The following is a 15,343-nucleotide window of genomic DNA, read 5'->3' as shown; positions in this document are numbered from 1 at the left end:
GATTTCAACCACGTCGCGCCTCCCCGCGAGCCGCGCGCGCCTGCAGGCGGCTGGCCGCTTCGTGATCGCCGTCCGACGCCACCAGCGCGGCCAGATGCAGCAGGGCTTCGCGATGGGTCGGATCGAGATAGAGCGCCTTGCGGTAGGCCGCTTGCGCCTGCCGCGCGTCGCCTGCCGCGTCCTGCAGCAAGCCTTGCAGATACAGGGCTTCGGCGCTGGCGCCGTGGGTGCCTATGTGCGCCTGGCACTGCGCCATGGCGTCCTGCACCCGGCCCTGGTCGGCCAGGGCCGCGATATGGCGCAAGGAGGCCTGCGCGTCCCGCAATCCGGCCGAGGCGACCACGGGCGCCGCGGGTATCGCCGGTATGGGCGCATGCGCCAGGGGCAGCCCGGGCTCCGGCGCCTGGGCCAGCGGCCGCCGGGGCGGCGTCCAGCTGTGCACGATGGGCCGCGCTGCCGCCGGCGCGACAGGCTCGGCCGGCGGGGGCAGCGGCTTGGCCAGGAAGGCGAACGAACGTGCCATGGGCACTGCCGGCAGCCTACGGCCGGTCAGCAAGGTGGTTTCGGCCGGGCCGACGAAAAGCACGCCATCCTCGCGCGTAAAGCTGCGCAGCACCTGCACGGCGCGGGCCTGCGTTGCCGCGTCGAAATAGATGAGCAGGTTGCGGCAGAACACAAAGTCATAGGGCGCCACCCCTGCCAGCAGATCGGGATCGAACAGATTTCCGGCCTGGAACCGCACCTGCGCCGCCACGTGGGCGGCCAGTTGGTGGCCGTCGGCGGTCTCCGAAAAATAGCGGTCGCGGTACCCCAGGTCATCGCCGCGGAATGAATTGCGGCCGTACAGGCCGCGCCGCGCGAATTCGACCATGCGCACGCTGATGTCGAAGGCGTCGATCTGGAAACGTTCGGCGGGCACGCCGGCGTCCAGCAGCGCCATGACGATGGAGTAAGGCTCCTCGCCGCTGGAACAGGGCACGCTCAACACGCGCAACACACGGGCTTCGGCGCCCGTGGCGTACAGGCGCGCCCGCGCCAGCGCGGCCATGGCCGCCTGCGATTCGGGATAACGGAAAAACCAGGTCTCCGGCACGATGACCGCTTCGATGAGCTGCTGCATCTCGGCAGGCGCCGCCTGCACCTGCCACAGGTAATCCTGTTCGTCGGCAATGCCGGCCATGCCCATTCTGCGCCGCACCGCGCGCTCGACGGCGGCCTTGCCGATGGAGCCGCTATCCAGGCCCATGCGCCGCTTGAGCAAGGCGCTGAACTCGTCGATCAGCATCATGGCCGCGCCTCGCGCGCCGCGCCTGCGGCGTCGGCGGGAAACAACAGCGCCCGCACGGGCGCAGGCAGCAGGTCGCGCACGTTGACAGCCTGCACCATGCCGTCGGCATCGCCGAGCACCGCGCCCAGATAGCGCGCCTGCGGATTGTCCAGGCCGCCGGACTGAAACGCTGCGGGATCGTAGTGCACGGTTTCGGTCGCCTGCTCCAGGATCAGCCCCAGCAGATGTTCCGGCCCGTCCGACTGCGCCTGATAGCGCACCAGGGCCAGCCGGGTGCTGGTGACGGCGGCGGCCGTGCCGCCCCCCGCCAGCGCGCTCATGTCGATGACGGGGACAGCCACGCCGCGGCGGTCCATCACGCCGGCCACCCACGCCGGCGCGCCCGGCACCTGCTTGAACGGGCGCAGGCCCAGCACCTCGGCGATGTCTCTTGCGTCCAGCGCATAGCGGTCGCCGCCGATGCGGAACAGCAGGTACAGCCGGCGTCCGGCCGCAGCAGAGGGAGCGCGCTGCGCCATGGCAACCATCACACCTTGAAGCGCGAAACGCCGCTGCGCAGGTCGTTGGCGACCAGCGTCAGTTCTTCGATCGCCAGCGTGGACTGGCGCAGCGATTCCACGGTCTGCTGGGCGGCGTCGCTCAGCTGCTGCAGGGCCTGGTTGATCTGTTCGGCGCCGGTGGCCTGCGCCTGCATGCCTTCGTTGACCATTTGCACGCGCGGCGCCAGCGTCTGCACCTGCTGGATGATCTGCGACAGCTGGTCGCCCACCTGCTGCATGTCGGCCATGCCGCGTCGCACTTCCTCGGAGAACTTGTCCATGCCCATGACGCCGGCAGACACCGACGACTGGATCTCGCGCACCATCTGCTCGATGTCGTAGGTGGCGACGGCGGTCTGGTCCGCCAGCCGGCGGATCTCGGTCGCCACCACCACGAAGCCGCGGCCGTATTCGCCGGCCTTCTCGGCTTCGATCGCCGCGTTCAGCGACAGCAGGTTGGTCTGGTCCGCCACTTTCGTGATCGTAGTAACCACTTGCGTGATATTGCCGGCCTTCTCGTTCAGGATCGCCAGCTTGGCGTTGACCGAACCCGCCGCCCCGACCACGTTGCGCATGGTGTCTTCCATGCGCGCCAGGCCCACCTGGCCGCTGCCCGCCAGCGCCGCGGTCTGCTCGGCCGCGCCGGAGACTTCGGCCATGGTGCGCACCAGCTCGCGCGAGGTGGCGGAGATTTCGCGCGAGGTCACGCCGATCTCGGTCGTGGTGGCGGCGACTTCGGAGGCCGTCGCCTGCTGCTGCTTGGAAGTGGCCGCGATCTCGGTGACGGAGGTGGCCACCTGCACCGCGGAGCGCTGCGTCTTGCCAACCAGACCGGTCAGCTCGTCAACCATGCCATTGAAGCCGGTCTCGATGGCGTTGAATTCGTCCTTGCGCGCCAGCGTCAGTCGCCGTGTCAGATCGCCGCCGCCGGTGGCCTCCAAGGTCTTGACGATGGCGCGCATGGGGTTGGCGATGGCGCGCATCAGCAGGATGCCGCAGATGATGGCCGCCACGATCGCCAGGCCCAGCGACAGCAGCATGCGCGTTTCGGCGCTGTTCACCGATTGCTTGATGGCGACGGCCGCTTCGTCGGCCTGTTTCTTGTTTTCCTGCACCATCCTGGCGAGGATGTCGCGGCCCTTGTAGAACGCCGGCCGCAGTTCCGCCTTGATCAGCGCCTGCGCCCGCGCCGGGTCCGCCAGCGCGGCAGGCGCAAGAATGTTGGCGCGGATGCGTCTGTACTCCTGCAGTTCCTTCTCGAACTCCTCGAACATCTGCCGGTCGTCGGCGCGCGCGATGGTGCGACGGTATTGCTCGATATCGTCCGCCAGCAACTTATCGGTCTCGGGCAGACCCGCCAGGATGCGGCTGCGTTCCTGGTCCGTCTCCATGTTGAACGCGTCCTGCACCAGCACGAAGCCGGCGAACCAGGAGGCCCGGATCGAAGTGCTGTAGTAGATGCCGGGCACGGCATCATTGTTGATCAGCTCGACTTCCGACTCGATGACCAGCAGGCGCCGGTAATCCATCACCACCATCAACGCCATGATGGCCAGAATCGCCAGGAAGCTGGCCAGGATGCGCTGGCGTAGTGTCAGATTCTTCATGCCGGGAGACCTCTATGCAAAATCAACTCGTCGATTGGACCGAAATATTCTGGAACAGAACCGGGGACACAAGGCTGTCCATTTATTACGGGATGTTGTGAGTTGGTTGACAATTATTGCAAAGGCAAACGCTGACAGCCACGGAAAACGCCGAAATTGCGGGAAATATGGCGCTTTGCGTCGGAAAAAAGCAAAGCCCTCTTACAAGGGCTTGTCTTTTCCCGCAACAATGCGTACCGGACCCATTTTCAGGCGGCGCCGCTCCAAAGCGCCGCGGGCGGACGGGATTGCACCCAGTCTTGCGCCTGCCCATAGGCGTGCGCAAGCTGCAGCACGGCCAGGTCCGCCTGCGGCGGCCCGATAAGCTGCATGCCCATGGGCAGCCCTGCGGCGTTGAATCCCACCGGCACGCTGATCACCGGGCAGCCCGCCAGCGTCCAGGGCGTGACGGCCTCCATCCAGCGGTGATAAGTGTCCATGGGACGCCCGGCGATCTCCTTGGGCCAGTCCAGCGCCGCGTCGAAGGGGAACACCTGGGCCGACGGCACCGCCAGATAATCCACGTCGTCGAACATGCGCTGCACGGTCTGGTACCAGGCGCTGCGCTCTTCGGTGGCCTGGTAAACCTGCCGCGCCGTCATGCCTTCCAGCCCTTCGACTTCCCAGACCACGGCCGGCTTCACCAGCTTGCGGGTTTCGGGATTGTGGACGAGGGGGTGCAGTTGTCCGCCCACCATCAAGTGGCGGTGAGCCAGCCAGATGCGCCAAAGGCGTTCGCCGGCGAATGGCACCTGGTAGTCGACGGCCTCGCAGCCGGTCTGCGCCAGGCCGGCCAACGCCTGCTCGCACAGCTCCAGAATGCCCGGCTCCATCGGCAGGTAGCCATTCCAGTCACCCAGCCAGCCCACGCGCTTGCCCCGCAGGTCGGCGTCCAGGGACTGCGCGAACTGCGCCGGGTCGCCGGTCAGGGACAGCGGCACGCGGCGGTCGGGCCCCGCCATCACGGACAGCAGCATGGCCACGTCGCGCGGTGTACGGCCCATCGGCCCCTCAACCGCCAGCTGCTTGAGGAAAACCTCGGTCGACGGTCCGTAAGGCACGCGGCCAGCGGACGGGCGCATGCCGTAGACGTTGCAGAACGCCGCGGGATTGCGCAGCGAGCCGCCGAAATCGCTGCCGTCCGCCACCGGCAGCATGCGGGCCGCCAGCGCGGCCGCAGCGCCGCCGCTGCTGCCGCCCGCGGTCCGGGACGGATCGTAGGGGTTGCCCGTGACGCCATATACCTGGTTATAGGTGTGCGAGCCCAGGCCGAACTCCGGCACGTTGCTGCGGCCGATGAAGATGGCGCCGGACGCGCGCATGCGCTCGATGATGATGGAGTCGTGCGCCGTGACCTGGTCCTTGTAGACCAGCGAGCCCATGGACGTGACCATGCCGCGCACGGCGGTCAGGTCCTTGGGCGCCTGCGGCATGCCATGCAGCCAGCCCAGCCACTGTCCCGCGGCCAATTGGGCGTCGCGCTCATCGGCCTCGCGCAGCAGTTCGTCGCTGTCGCGCCGGGCGACGATGGCGTTGAGCTTGGGATTGACCCGGTCGATGTGCGCCAGATAGGCCGCCATGACCTCGCGGCAGGACACCTGACGCTTGCGGATCGCCTCGGACAGCGCGTGCGCGGGCATCGCCACGATGTCGTTCAATGGGACGGCTGCGGCCGGGGCGGCAATGGTCATGCGGGTCTCCTTGCGGCGCGCCTTCGACTCGGGGCGCCTGATCATATGGGGTCGCGCTTGCCGGACGCCGGCCGCGCAGGCAGACGATACTACGCAAACCACAGGCGCCGCGCTTGGCGCGCCGGATCCCGCGGCAGGCCGGAAAACTTGCGCCAGATCAAACCGCAGGCTGGCGCACCCGCCCTAAGATCGCCTTCCGCCCCACAAGGAGACGACCTTGACCTCAGACGCAGACATCTGCACCGAAGCCGAAATCCGCGACCTGGTGCACGCCTTCTACGGCAAGGCGCGCGCGGACGCGCAGCTGGGCCCGGTCTTCAACAGTCAGGTGCACGACTGGGACGAGCATCTGGCGACCCTGTCGGATTTCTGGTCCGCCGTGCTGCTGGGCACGCGCCGCTTCACCGGCATGCCCATGCCCAAGCATGCCGCCATGCCGAACCTCAGCGCAGAACTGTTCGAGCGCTGGCTGGCGCTATGGCAGGAGACCACCGACGCCCTGCCCAACCGGGCGCTGGCCGACGCAGCCCAGGAAATGGCCCGGCGCATGGCGCGCAGCCTCTGGTATGGGTACCAGCTCAGCCGCGACCCCAGCCAGCCGCTGACCGAACTGCACCCGGCCTGATCACTCGATCCGCCACCAGCCCGGCAGCAGCCCGCGCACCTTGGCGCGGCGGTAGCGGTCGTCGATCAGGTGCACCGTGCCCACGTCGTGTTCCGTGCGGATGACGCGGCCCGCCGCCTGCACCACCTTCTGCATGCCGGGGTACAGGTAGGTGTAGTCGTAGCCGTTCTCCACGCCATAGCGCAAGTCCATGGCGCGCTTCATGTTCTCGTTCACGGGATTCACCTGCGGCAGCCCCAGCGTGGCGATGAACGCGCCGATCAGCCGCTTGCCGGGCAGGTCCACGCCTTCCGAAAATGCGCCGCCCAGCACCGCGAAGCCCACGCCCTGCCCCGTTTCAGTAAAGCGCGCCAGGAACGCCGCGCGGCCCGCCTCGTCCATGCCCGGCGTCTGCAGCCAGATCGGCACCGCGGGATGGCGCTCACGCATCAGGTCCGACACCTGGCGCAGATAGTCGAAACTGCTGAGAAAACCCAGGTAGTTCCCCGGCCGCTCGGCGTATTGCCGCGCAATCAGTTCGACGATGGGCGCCAGCGAACGCTCGCGGTCGCGATAGCGCGTGGATACGTTGCCCACCACCCTCACCGCCAACTGCTCGGCCTGGAATGGCGCGGCCACGTCCAGCCAGGGCGTGGCCGCGGGCAGGCCCAGCGTGTCGCGGTAGAACTGCTGCGGGCTCAGCGTGCCCGAGAACAGCACCGTGGCATGCGCCGCCGCGTAACGCGCCGCGAGGTAAGGCGCCGGGATCACGTTGCGCACGCACAGCACGGAGGGCGGCGTCTTGGCGCCGGCCGCGCTGGCGTCCGACAGGGTCACATCGAACAGCGCGTGCGAGCCGAACTGCTCGGCCAGCCGCATGAATTGCAAGGCCTCGAAGTAAAACGCCAGCACGGGATCGTCCTGCGGCAGCGGGTTCTCGGCCATGTGCTCCATGATCGCGCCCACCGCCTTCTGCACCGCGGCCAGCACGCCGGCCGCGACCTCGTCATAGGCCTGGTAGCGCTCCGCCTGCTTCTTGTTGAGCGCGTTCCATGAGCGCTGCAAACCATCCAGGGACTTCTTCAGCCCCTTGGGCGCGGCGTAGCGCGCCGCCGCGAGCGAGGCCTGGTCGAGCTCGCCCGTGTACATGCGGCGCGCCCGGTCGACCAGATTGTGGGCCTCGTCCACCAGCACCGCCACCTTCCATTGGTACACCTGCGTCATGGCGTACAGCATCGCAGTGGCGTCGTAGTAGTAGTTGTAGTCGCCCACCACCACGTCGCTCCAGCGGATCAGCTCCTGCGACAGGTAGTACGGGCAGACCTGATGTTCGCGCGCGGTGGCCGCCACCGTGGCGGCATCCAGCCGCGCATGCGACAGCGCGGCCTCGCGCGCCTGCGGCAAGCGGTCGTAGAATCCCTGCGCCAGCGGGCAGGACTCGCCGTGGCAGGCCAGGTCCGGGTGGACGCAGGTCTTGTCGCGCGCCTGCAAGTCCAGCACCCGCAAGCCGGGCGCAGCCGGCTGCGCGTTGACCGTGTCCAGCGCCTCAAGCGCCAGGCCGCGGCCCGGACTCTTGGCGGCCAGGAAGAAAATCTTGTCCAGGCCCGCGCCCGGGCTGGCCTTGAGCAGCGGGAAGATCGTCCCCAGCGTCTTGCCTATGCCGGTGGGCGCCTGGGCCATCAGGCAGCCGCCGTCGCGCGCCGTGCGGTACGTGGCCACGGCGAGCTCGCGCTGCCCCGCGCGGAACTCGCCGTACGGGAACTTCAGCGCTTCCAACGCCGCGTCGCGCGCCTGGCGGTGCGCAAGCTCGGTCGCTGCCCAGGCCAGGAATCTTCCGCATTGCTCGCGGAAAAACGCCTGCAGCGCGGCGGCCTCGTGCGTTTCCACCAGCACCGTCTCTTCCTCGGTGACCACGTTGTAGTACACCAGCGCCACGCGCAGGCTTGCGAGTCCGCGCGCCTGGCACAGCAGATGCCCGTACACCTTGGCCTGCGCCCAATGCACTGCGCGGTGGTTATCGCGCACACTTTCAAGCTGGCCGCGGTAGGTCTTGATCTCTTCGAGCTGATTGGCAACGGGGTCGTAGCCATCGGCGCGGCCGCGCACCAGCAGGTTTTCATGCAGGCCGGACAGCGCCAACTCGGTCTCGTAATCCGGCCCCCGGCGCCCCGTCACGGCGGCATGGCCCGCCATGCCCTCCAGACCCGTAGGCGCAGGCGTGAAGCGCAGGTCCAGATCCCCCGCCCGCGCCGTGAATTCACACAGGGCGCGCACCGCCACGGCGTAGCTCATGCCGCGTCCTCGCGCCAGCTGACGTGGCACACCCGCACCGGCATGCCGTGCGACACGCAGTACCGCAACCAGCGGATCTGGTTGTCCTGCAGCTTGTCGCCCGGCCCCTTGACCTCGATCAGCTCATAGCGGCGCTCGGCCGGCCAGAAGCGGATCAGGTCCGGCAAGCCGGAGCGGTTGGTCTTGACGTCGCGCAGCAGGCGTTCGAAGTACAGCTTCAAGTGGGCGGCAGGCAGGCAGTCCAGCGCCTGCGTCAGCAGGTCCTCGGACAGGGAGCCCCAGAAAACAAAGGGCGATTGCAGTCCGGATTTTTCGGCGTAGCGTTGCAGGATCAGGTCGCGGTAGCCCGGCGTGTCCAGCTGCGCCAGGCATTGCGCAAAGAGCGCCGCGCGGCGCTCATGGAAATCCGGCGCGTCCAGGTCCGCCGGACCGCGCTGGAACGGATGGAAGAAAGCGCCCGGCAAGGGCGCGAACACCGCGGGCCAGCACAGCAGTCCGAACAGCGAATTGATCAGCGCGTTTTCCACGTAGTGCACGGGTGCGTCGTCCCGATGCAGGTGATCGCGGGTGACGAATTCCACCGAAGTTCGCTCTGCCGGGCGCGCCAGCGTCAGATCGGTGCGCAGCAAGGCGGGAGCCGAATCGCGCGCCGGAGCGCCCTGCCCCGCGCCGCGATACAGCCGCGGAAGCATGCGCGCCAGGCGCTGGCTTTCCTCTTCGCTTTCAGGTTGGGCCTGCGCCTGCAGAGCCAGGGCCAACGCGTCGCCGTGCCGCGCCATGCGTTCATACACGCGGATGCGGCGATGGCGCGCGCCAGGATATGCGCAGGCCTCGTACACGCGCTGCGCGGTGTCCCAGTCCTGCGACCGCTCGCAGGACTGCCCGATGCGCAACAGCACTTTGGCGCGACGCTTTTCGAGCCAGGGGTTGGCGCTGGCGCAGGCCTGCACGGCCTGCATCAGCGCATCGGCATCCGCCCCCTCATCCAGCGCGACGCGGCAGGCGTGCAGCGCCAGATAGCAGTCCACGTCGTCGCGCGTCTGGAAGGCGCGCGACGAGGCATCGAACGGCACGGTCTCGTACTGGAATACGCCCAGGTCGGCCAGCACGAACTCCGACCAGTCCTGGTGCAGATTGCCGAAGAACATCAGGCGGAATCGCTCACAGACATCCGATACGGCCACGCGCCAGACTGGCTCGTCCGCTGCAGGATTCCAGTCCGCATAGGGCCGCGCATCCGCGCACGCGACGCGCACGGCCTCCAGCAGATCGCCCTTGCGCGGGGCGGACTTGGCCGGCACCTGCGCAAACATGCGATTCAGCTCCGGCTTGGTATGCAGGCCGAAGAGTTCATCCAGCGTCATCGGCGCCTGCGCGTCCAGCCAGCCCAATTGCAGCAGCGGCCCGGCGGCGGCCTCGGCCGCGCCGATCTCCTCGTAGGTCAGCCGGCTGGCGCGGAACCATGGCCCGCGCCGCATCAGCATGCGCACCATCAGGGCCTGGGATGCCTGCGGCAAGGCCGGAAATTCCGCCATGAAGCGGCGCTCGGCGTCGTCCAGCAGGTCGGCGTAGCGGTCGCCCACCCACGTCAGCGCGCGCTGGAAGTTGTGCAGATAGTAGTAACGGTAGGCGGGGAACATCGGCCGGGCCGGAAGACTGGATATTTATCCAGCAATCATAGCAGGCGCGCCCGGCCGGCGTCCCTCTCTTCAGGCTTGCCCGTGGCGCACCAGATTGAACCCTTCGTCTTCGTCCGGCTCGACGAAGTACGCCGTGATCATGTCGAACTGTTCGTCCGTGGTGGTGTAAGGGTGCGTGCCCGAGGCATTGCGCGCGCGCAGCCTGGCCTTGCAGACCTCATCGGGCAGATCCAGAAAATGCAGCTGATGGGCGCAGCCGGCCTCTTGCGCCACTTGGCGCAGCCATTCACGGCTGCGCCGCGTGTTGGCCGGGAAGTCCAGCACCACCGACAAGCCCGCCCGGACCAGCGCCGCCACGTGGCTGCCCATGGCATTGCGCAGGCGGCTGGCGCAGCGGGCGTAGTCGGTCAGGTCCACGATTTCTCCGGGATACAGCGCCGCCAGCCAGCTGTCCTCGCTGAGCAGGATGGTGCCGGGCCGCGCGGCCAAGGCTTGCGCCAGCGTGGATTTGCCGGCGCCGATCTTGCCGCACAGAAAGTGCAGCATGGGCGTGGCGGCGGCGGAAGGTTCTGTGGACATCATGAAGTGCTCTCCTGGAAAAAACTGCGGCAGGAGGCGGGCCAACAAAAAACCCGCCTCTGGCGGGTTTATGTAGCGATGTACCGACGCGCGCTAACCCACCATGACCTTGATGGTGGTAATAATCAAAGCGAACGGGGTCAGGGATCGGCGCATGTGGTGAAGCTTGCGCCCGGCATCGGCTCTTGTCAAATTCCGCGGAAAAAACAGCGCCGGCAAGCCCTGCAGCTTGCCGGCGCCGTGTTGCATCACGCTGCGCGATGCCGCGGGGACCTCAACGCGCGGGCTGCGGCGCCGCCCCCACGTCCTTGCGCACCTTGGCCACGTCGGCGGCGGTGACGGCCGCCCCCTGGTTGCCCCAGCTGGACCGCACGAACGTCACCACATCGGCGACTTCCTTGTCGGTCATGCGCCAGTCGAAGCCCGGCATCGCGTAGGCAGTGGGCGCCGCCGCGGTGGCCGGCATCTGCGCGCCCTTGAGCACGATGTGGATCAGGGACGCGGGGTCCGCCGAATTCACCGTCGAGCTCAACGCCAGCTGCGGGAAGGTTTCCGCATAGCCCTTGCCGGTACTGCGGTGGCAGGCCGCGCAATTGTTGAGGAAGGCCATGGCGCCGTCGCCCTTGTCCTTGCCCGTGCGCAGCGCCTGCGCCACGGACTCGTTGTAGGCCAGCGGCTTGGTGGCGTCCTTGTTCACCGGCGGCAGGCTCTTCAGATAGGCCGCGATGGCGTTCAGGTCGGCATCGGACAGGTGCTGCGTGCTGTCGCCCACCACCTGCGCCATGCCGCCAAAAGCCGCGGAATGGCCGTTGCGACCGGACTTCAGGAAGGCCACGATGTCCGCCTGGCTCCAACTGCCCAGGCCGTCGGTCGTGTCGCCGCGCAGGTTCTTGGCCAGCCAGCCTTCGACCACGCCGCCGGACAGGAAGGCCGAGCCGTCCGCCTCGGTCAGCGCCTTCTCCTGCAAGGCGACGCCGCGCGGCGTGTGGCAGGTGCTGCAATGGCCCAGGCCTTCGACCAGGTACTGGCCGCGCAGGAGCGCGGCGCGGTCGGCGCCCTGGGTATCGGCGGTCACGGGGGCCGTGGCCACGTCGGGCGCAAACATCCAGCGCCACACGCCCAGCGGCCAGCGCATCGACAAGGGCCAGATGATGTCCGTGTCCTTGTTCTCCTGCCTGACCGGCTCCACGCCATGCATGAAGTAGGCGTACAAGGCCTTCACGTCCTCGGGCGTGACCTTGGCGTAGGCGGTGTACGGCATCGCCGGATACAGCGAGTGCCCGTCCTTGGCCACGCCATGGCGCACGGCCCGGTCGAAGTCCTCGTAGGAATAGCCGCCGATGCCGGTGTCCTTGTCGGGCGTGATGTTGGTGGAATAGATCATGCCCAGCGGCGAATCGATGCCCAGGCCGCCTGCAAACGGCTTGCCGTCCTTGGCCGTGTGGCAGGCGATGCAGTCGCCGGCGCGCGACAGGTACTCGCCCTGCTTGATCATCTGGGCGTCGGCGGCGGCCGGCGTGCCGTCCGCGGCGAACGCGGCGCTGGCCACCAGGGCGGAGATGGCCGCAACAATGGTCTGCTTAATCATTGTGCCGTCTCCTTAAGCCTGGACCAGCGGGCCGGGGTTCTTCAGATACAGGTCGCGGATCGCTTGCGCCGACCAATAGGCCAGCGCCCCGACCAGGCCGGTGGGGTTGTAGCCCATGTTCTGCGGGAACACGCAGGCGCCCATCACGAACAGGTTGGGCACGTCCCAGCTCTGCAGGTACTTGTTGACCACGCTTTCCTTGGGGTTGGTGCCCATGATGGCGCCGCCCGTGTTGTGCGTGCTCTGGTAGACCCGCGTGTCGTAGCGCGCGCCCTTCTTGCGCACTCCCACGGCGTACTTTTCGGGCTTCATGGCCTTGGCCACTTCTTCCATGCGCTTGCCCATGTAGCCCAGCATGTCGAACTCGTTGTCGTGCCAATCGAAGGTCATGCGTAGCAGCGGCTGGCCAAAGCTGTCCTTGTAGGTCGGGTCCAGCGACAGATAGGCGTCGCGGTACGACATCACCGAACCGGAAATGCCTATGGACATGTGGCGCTGGTAGGCGTCCTGTACGCCGGCCTTCCAGCCCGTGCCCCAGCTGGGCGTGCCCGGCATGGTGGGCGTCTGCTTGATGGGACGGCCGCCGTAGCGCACGTGGCGGATGCTGGCGCCGCCCAGGAAGCCCAGCGGGCCGTGGTCGAACTGGTCGCCGTTCAGGTCGTCCATGCCCACGCCGCCCGCGCCCGTGCCCACGAAGGGATTGAGCTGGGTGCCCTTGGGCAGCAGCACGCTGACCGCGCCGTTCATCTGGTACGCGTAGTTCTTGCCGACCACGCCTTCATTGGTCTTGGGATCGTAGGGCTTGCCGATGCCGGACAGCAGCAGCAGGCGCACGTTGTGCATCTGGTAGGCCGACAGGATCACCAGGTCCGCCGGCTGCTCCACTTCGCGGCCTTGCGCATCGATGTAGGTCACGCCCACGGCCTTCTTGCCGCTCGAGTCCAGGTTGACCTTGATCACGTGCGAGTGCGTGCGCAGCTCGAAGTTGGGCTTCTTCAGCAGCACCGGCAGGATGGTGGTCTGCGGCGAAGCTTTCGAGTACATGTAGCAGCCGTAGTTCTCGCAGAAACCGCAGAAATTACAGGGGCCGAGACGCACGCCATAAGGGTTGGTGTACGGACCCGAAGCATTGGCCGCGGGCGCCGGATAGGGGTGGAAACCGACCTCGCGCGCCGCCTTGTCGAACAACTGGGCGCCGTAGGTGGTGGTCAGGGGCGGCAGCGGAAATTCCTTGCTGCGCTTGCCTTCCAGCGGATTGCCGCCTTCGACGATCTGGCCGTTCAGGTTGCCGGCCTTGCCGGAGGTGCCGCATACGTACTCGAACTTCGTGAAGTACGGCTCCAGCTCGTCGTAGGTCACGCCGAAATCCTGGATGGTCATGCCTTCAGGGATGAAGTTCTTGCCGTAGCGCGTTTCATACCGGGTGCGCAGCTCCAGTTCTTCGGGCAGCACACGGTAGTGCATGCCATTCCAGTGGAAGCCCGCGCCGCCCACGCCCGTGCCCAGCAGGAACGAGCCGTTCTGGCGGTACGGCACGGCCACGTCGTCCACGCCATGGCGGATGGTCACGGTTTCCTTGGACAGGTCCTGGAACAGCTTGCCGCGCACGGAGTACGCCAGCTCATCCGCAACCTTGGGATACTCGGCGTCCTTGGGCGTGTCCTGCATCGCGCCGCGCTCCAGCGCCAGTACATGCAAGCCGGCCTCGGTCAGCTCCTGGCCGAGGATCGCCCCGGTCCAGCCGAACCCGACCAGCACCGCATCGACTTTGTCTTTCTTGATCGCCATGGCTTAACCCTTCTCCCCAGAGATCGACACGGGGCCGTAGGGATACTTCGCGTTGGGCTGGTCGGCCCAGTCCATGAAGTCCGCGCGCGCGCCCGGGAAACCCACCATCTTCCAACCCACCATGTTCTTGTTGCCGCCATACATCGGATCGGCGAAGAAGCCTTCCTTGGTGTTGGAAAGCAGGAAGCTGAAGAACGTCGTGGCAGGCACGGTTTCGAACTTGATCTTGCCGCCCTGCAGGTCCTTCAGGATCTGCTCCTGCAGCGGCTTGTCCAGTTCGGCGTAGGCCTTGCCGTGCGTCTTCACGCACCAGGCGTCACAGGCCTCGATGCCGTGGCGGTAGACCTCGCGGGGATTCTGGTTCAGCTGGTAGCCCAGTTCCGGCACCTGGTCGGTGTGGAACGGACCTTGCATGTACCAGAGCTTGCCGTGGCCGAACGGGGTTTCCATCTGGCGGTCGATGAACTCCGGCACGCCGGCCTCGATGGCGCCGGGACCGTACTGGTCTGCGGGAATCAGATGATCCACCGCGGCCACGATGAAGGCCCATTCGGCCTTGGTGAAATAGGTGGGTTCGTAGGGCTTGGCCGCGCGCGCTGCGGCGCTATCCGGCTCGTTGGTACAGCCGGTGGTCATTGCGCCCACCGCCAGCGTCGACGCCGGCACAATGGCCAACGCCTGCAGGAACCGCCTGCGCGGCTTTGCGTCTTCTGTCATAGACATCTCCGTGAATACTCCAAGTTGTCCTAGCTACCGAACATGAACCTGGGAACACGAACCGCCGAGCTAGTGACAACACGCTCTTCGCTTGCAGAAAATCGACCCGATCCCCACGACATGGAGCTTGGGAAAGGGTGCGCACATTATGCGCTTTTTAGGCCATCTGATACGCTCAGATGACCATATCAGATCGATTTTCTTGACATGAAAATAAGTTTTGCATTAAGGACAAAGTAAGTGCCTTTGCACTAGACCCGCATGACAACGGACCCACGCATGAACGAAAAAACCAAGACCTGGCGCAGCACCACGACGACGCGCAGCTGGAGCGCCGCGAAGGACCTCACGCCTGAACAGCGCGCCAACATCGAAGAGTTGCTGGACGGCGGAATGGACGGCGCCACGGTCAACGAGACCTGGAGCTATGCCGGCATCGAAAACGGCGAGTCCTTCAAGGTCGAGATCAAGAATGGCGCGGTCACGGTCAATGGCCGCAAATACGACAGCCTGGACGAAGTGCCGCGCGCCGAACGCGAACGCATCGAGGCATTGCGCGCCGGCCAGGGCGATGGCGGCCTGTGGGACATGCTGCGCAATGCCGGCGTGGACGTGGAAAATCTCGCGCCGGGATTGAAGCCGCAGGGCGCGAAGCCGGAGTTCGTGATCGAGACCGATGAGCCGACGCCGACCCGCGCCCCGACGGCAACGGTCCAATCGGACCCGAACGCGGGCCTCCCTCCGGGCGCCGTGCCGGCCAAGGGCGGCGGCCTGCGCAGGACGCTGCTGATCGGCGTCGCGATCGGCCTGGGCTGGTGGGTGGCGCGGGCGCTGAACCTGTTCTGAAGCGCCCGGGACTGCGCAACGCGCCCGGCGAATTGTTTCAAAACTTGGCCGGCGCACGCAGCATTGCCGCCCCCGACATGCATGGAAACATAAGGACAAAACCCGCCAGGAGCGACACGCCTACG

12 protein-coding genes are annotated in these 15,343 nt (G+C 66.9%); 2 read left to right on the top strand and 10 right to left on the bottom strand.

Annotated features, from left to right (window positions below; translation table 11 throughout):
• Positions 1-4 precede the first annotated feature (4 nt).
• The 4 genes from IB258_RS08255 to IB258_RS08240 form a co-directional block, all read right to left on the bottom strand.
• Positions 5-1,288, bottom strand: a complete 1,284-nt coding sequence (locus IB258_RS08255; protein WP_192352419.1) for a protein-glutamate O-methyltransferase CheR — start codon at positions 1,286-1,288, stop codon at positions 5-7.
• On the bottom strand, positions 1,285-1,815 hold the full coding sequence (locus tag IB258_RS08250; RefSeq protein ID WP_370539821.1) for a chemotaxis protein CheW: 531 nt from the start codon (positions 1,813-1,815) through the stop codon (positions 1,285-1,287). Before IB258_RS08250 ends, IB258_RS08255 begins: the two co-directional genes overlap by 4 nt.
• Entirely contained in the window at positions 1,815-3,434 is a 1,620-nt protein-coding gene (locus IB258_RS08245; protein WP_054456378.1) for a methyl-accepting chemotaxis protein, read from the bottom strand. Before IB258_RS08245 ends, IB258_RS08250 begins: the two co-directional genes overlap by 1 nt.
• Positions 3,435-3,682: 248 nt before the next feature.
• Positions 3,683-5,164: an amidase gene (locus IB258_RS08240; protein WP_192352418.1), complete on the bottom strand. Its 1,482-nt coding sequence runs from the start codon at positions 5,162-5,164 to the stop codon at positions 3,683-3,685.
• A gap of 217 nt (positions 5,165-5,381) precedes the next feature.
• Here IB258_RS08240 and IB258_RS08235 point away from each other — a divergent pair, with 217 nt between their 5' ends.
• Positions 5,382-5,789 carry a group III truncated hemoglobin gene (locus IB258_RS08235; protein WP_119451386.1) on the top strand — a complete coding sequence of 136 codons (408 nt, stop codon included), beginning with the start codon at positions 5,382-5,384 and terminating at the stop codon, positions 5,787-5,789.
• On the opposite strand, the gene IB258_RS08230 is transcribed toward IB258_RS08235, so the two are convergent.
• From IB258_RS08230 to IB258_RS08205, 6 genes are all read right to left on the bottom strand, one after another.
• A complete protein-coding gene (locus tag IB258_RS08230; protein WP_192352417.1) occupies positions 5,790-8,060 on the bottom strand; it encodes an ATP-dependent DNA helicase in 2,271 nt (756 codons plus the stop codon).
• Positions 8,057-9,700, bottom strand: coding sequence for a VRR-NUC domain-containing protein (locus tag IB258_RS08225; RefSeq protein WP_192352416.1), 1,644 nt, complete (start codon positions 9,698-9,700; stop codon positions 8,057-8,059). The genes IB258_RS08230 and IB258_RS08225 overlap by 4 nt, the downstream gene beginning before the upstream one ends.
• 69 nt (positions 9,701-9,769) lie before the next feature.
• Positions 9,770-10,282, bottom strand: coding sequence for an ATP-binding protein (locus tag IB258_RS08220; RefSeq protein WP_125472158.1), 513 nt, complete (start codon positions 10,280-10,282; stop codon positions 9,770-9,772).
• 271 nt (positions 10,283-10,553) lie between these two features.
• Entirely contained in the window at positions 10,554-11,867 is a 1,314-nt protein-coding gene (locus tag IB258_RS08215; RefSeq protein ID WP_175181305.1) for a cytochrome c, read from the bottom strand.
• Between the two features lie 12 nt (positions 11,868-11,879).
• Positions 11,880-13,655 carry a GMC family oxidoreductase gene (locus tag IB258_RS08210; RefSeq protein WP_054456372.1) on the bottom strand — a complete coding sequence of 592 codons (1,776 nt, stop codon included), beginning with the start codon at positions 13,653-13,655 and terminating at the stop codon, positions 11,880-11,882.
• 3 nt (positions 13,656-13,658) lie between these two features.
• Entirely contained in the window at positions 13,659-14,372 is a 714-nt protein-coding gene (locus IB258_RS08205; protein ID WP_054456371.1) for a gluconate 2-dehydrogenase subunit 3 family protein, read from the bottom strand.
• Positions 14,373-14,651: 279 nt separating this feature from the next.
• Between IB258_RS08205 and IB258_RS08200 the strand changes: the two genes are divergently transcribed.
• A complete protein-coding gene (locus IB258_RS08200; RefSeq protein WP_192352415.1) occupies positions 14,652-15,218 on the top strand; it encodes a hypothetical protein in 567 nt (188 codons plus the stop codon).
• The last annotated feature ends 125 nt before the right edge of the window (positions 15,219-15,343 follow it).

It is taken from the genome of Achromobacter sp. ACM02 (assembly GCF_014851605.1).
GTDB lineage: Bacteria > Pseudomonadota > Gammaproteobacteria > Burkholderiales > Burkholderiaceae_B > Achromobacter > Achromobacter aegrifaciens.
The sequence above is the reverse complement of the archived record's forward strand: the minus strand, read 5'-3'. Positions and strand labels throughout refer to the sequence as shown.

Bases quoted from the DNA above. Each gene is read 5' to 3' on its own strand.
- IB258_RS08200 (WP_192352415.1), top strand. From the start codon at position 14,652: ATGAACGAAAAAACCAAGACCTGGCGCAGCACCACGACGACGCGCAGC.
- IB258_RS08230 (WP_192352417.1), bottom strand. From the start codon at position 8,060: ATGAGCTACGCCGTGGCGGTGCGCGCCCTGTGTGAATTCACGGCGCGG.
- IB258_RS08250 (WP_370539821.1), bottom strand. From the start codon at position 1,815: ATGGTTGCCATGGCGCAGCGCGCTCCCTCTGCTGCGGCCGGACGCCGG.
- IB258_RS08210 (WP_054456372.1), bottom strand. From the start codon at position 13,655: ATGGCGATCAAGAAAGACAAAGTCGATGCGGTGCTGGTCGGGTTCGGC.
- IB258_RS08240 (WP_192352418.1), bottom strand. From the start codon at position 5,164: ATGACCATTGCCGCCCCGGCCGCAGCCGTCCCATTGAACGACATCGTG.
- IB258_RS08215 (WP_175181305.1), bottom strand. From the start codon at position 11,867: ATGATTAAGCAGACCATTGTTGCGGCCATCTCCGCCCTGGTGGCCAGC.
- IB258_RS08220 (WP_125472158.1), bottom strand. From the start codon at position 10,282: ATGATGTCCACAGAACCTTCCGCCGCCGCCACGCCCATGCTGCACTTT.
- IB258_RS08255 (WP_192352419.1), bottom strand. From the start codon at position 1,288: ATGATGCTGATCGACGAGTTCAGCGCCTTGCTCAAGCGGCGCATGGGC.
- IB258_RS08245 (WP_054456378.1), bottom strand. From the start codon at position 3,434: ATGAAGAATCTGACACTACGCCAGCGCATCCTGGCCAGCTTCCTGGCG.
- IB258_RS08205 (WP_054456371.1), bottom strand. From the start codon at position 14,372: ATGACAGAAGACGCAAAGCCGCGCAGGCGGTTCCTGCAGGCGTTGGCC.
- IB258_RS08225 (WP_192352416.1), bottom strand. From the start codon at position 9,700: ATGTTCCCCGCCTACCGTTACTACTATCTGCACAACTTCCAGCGCGCG.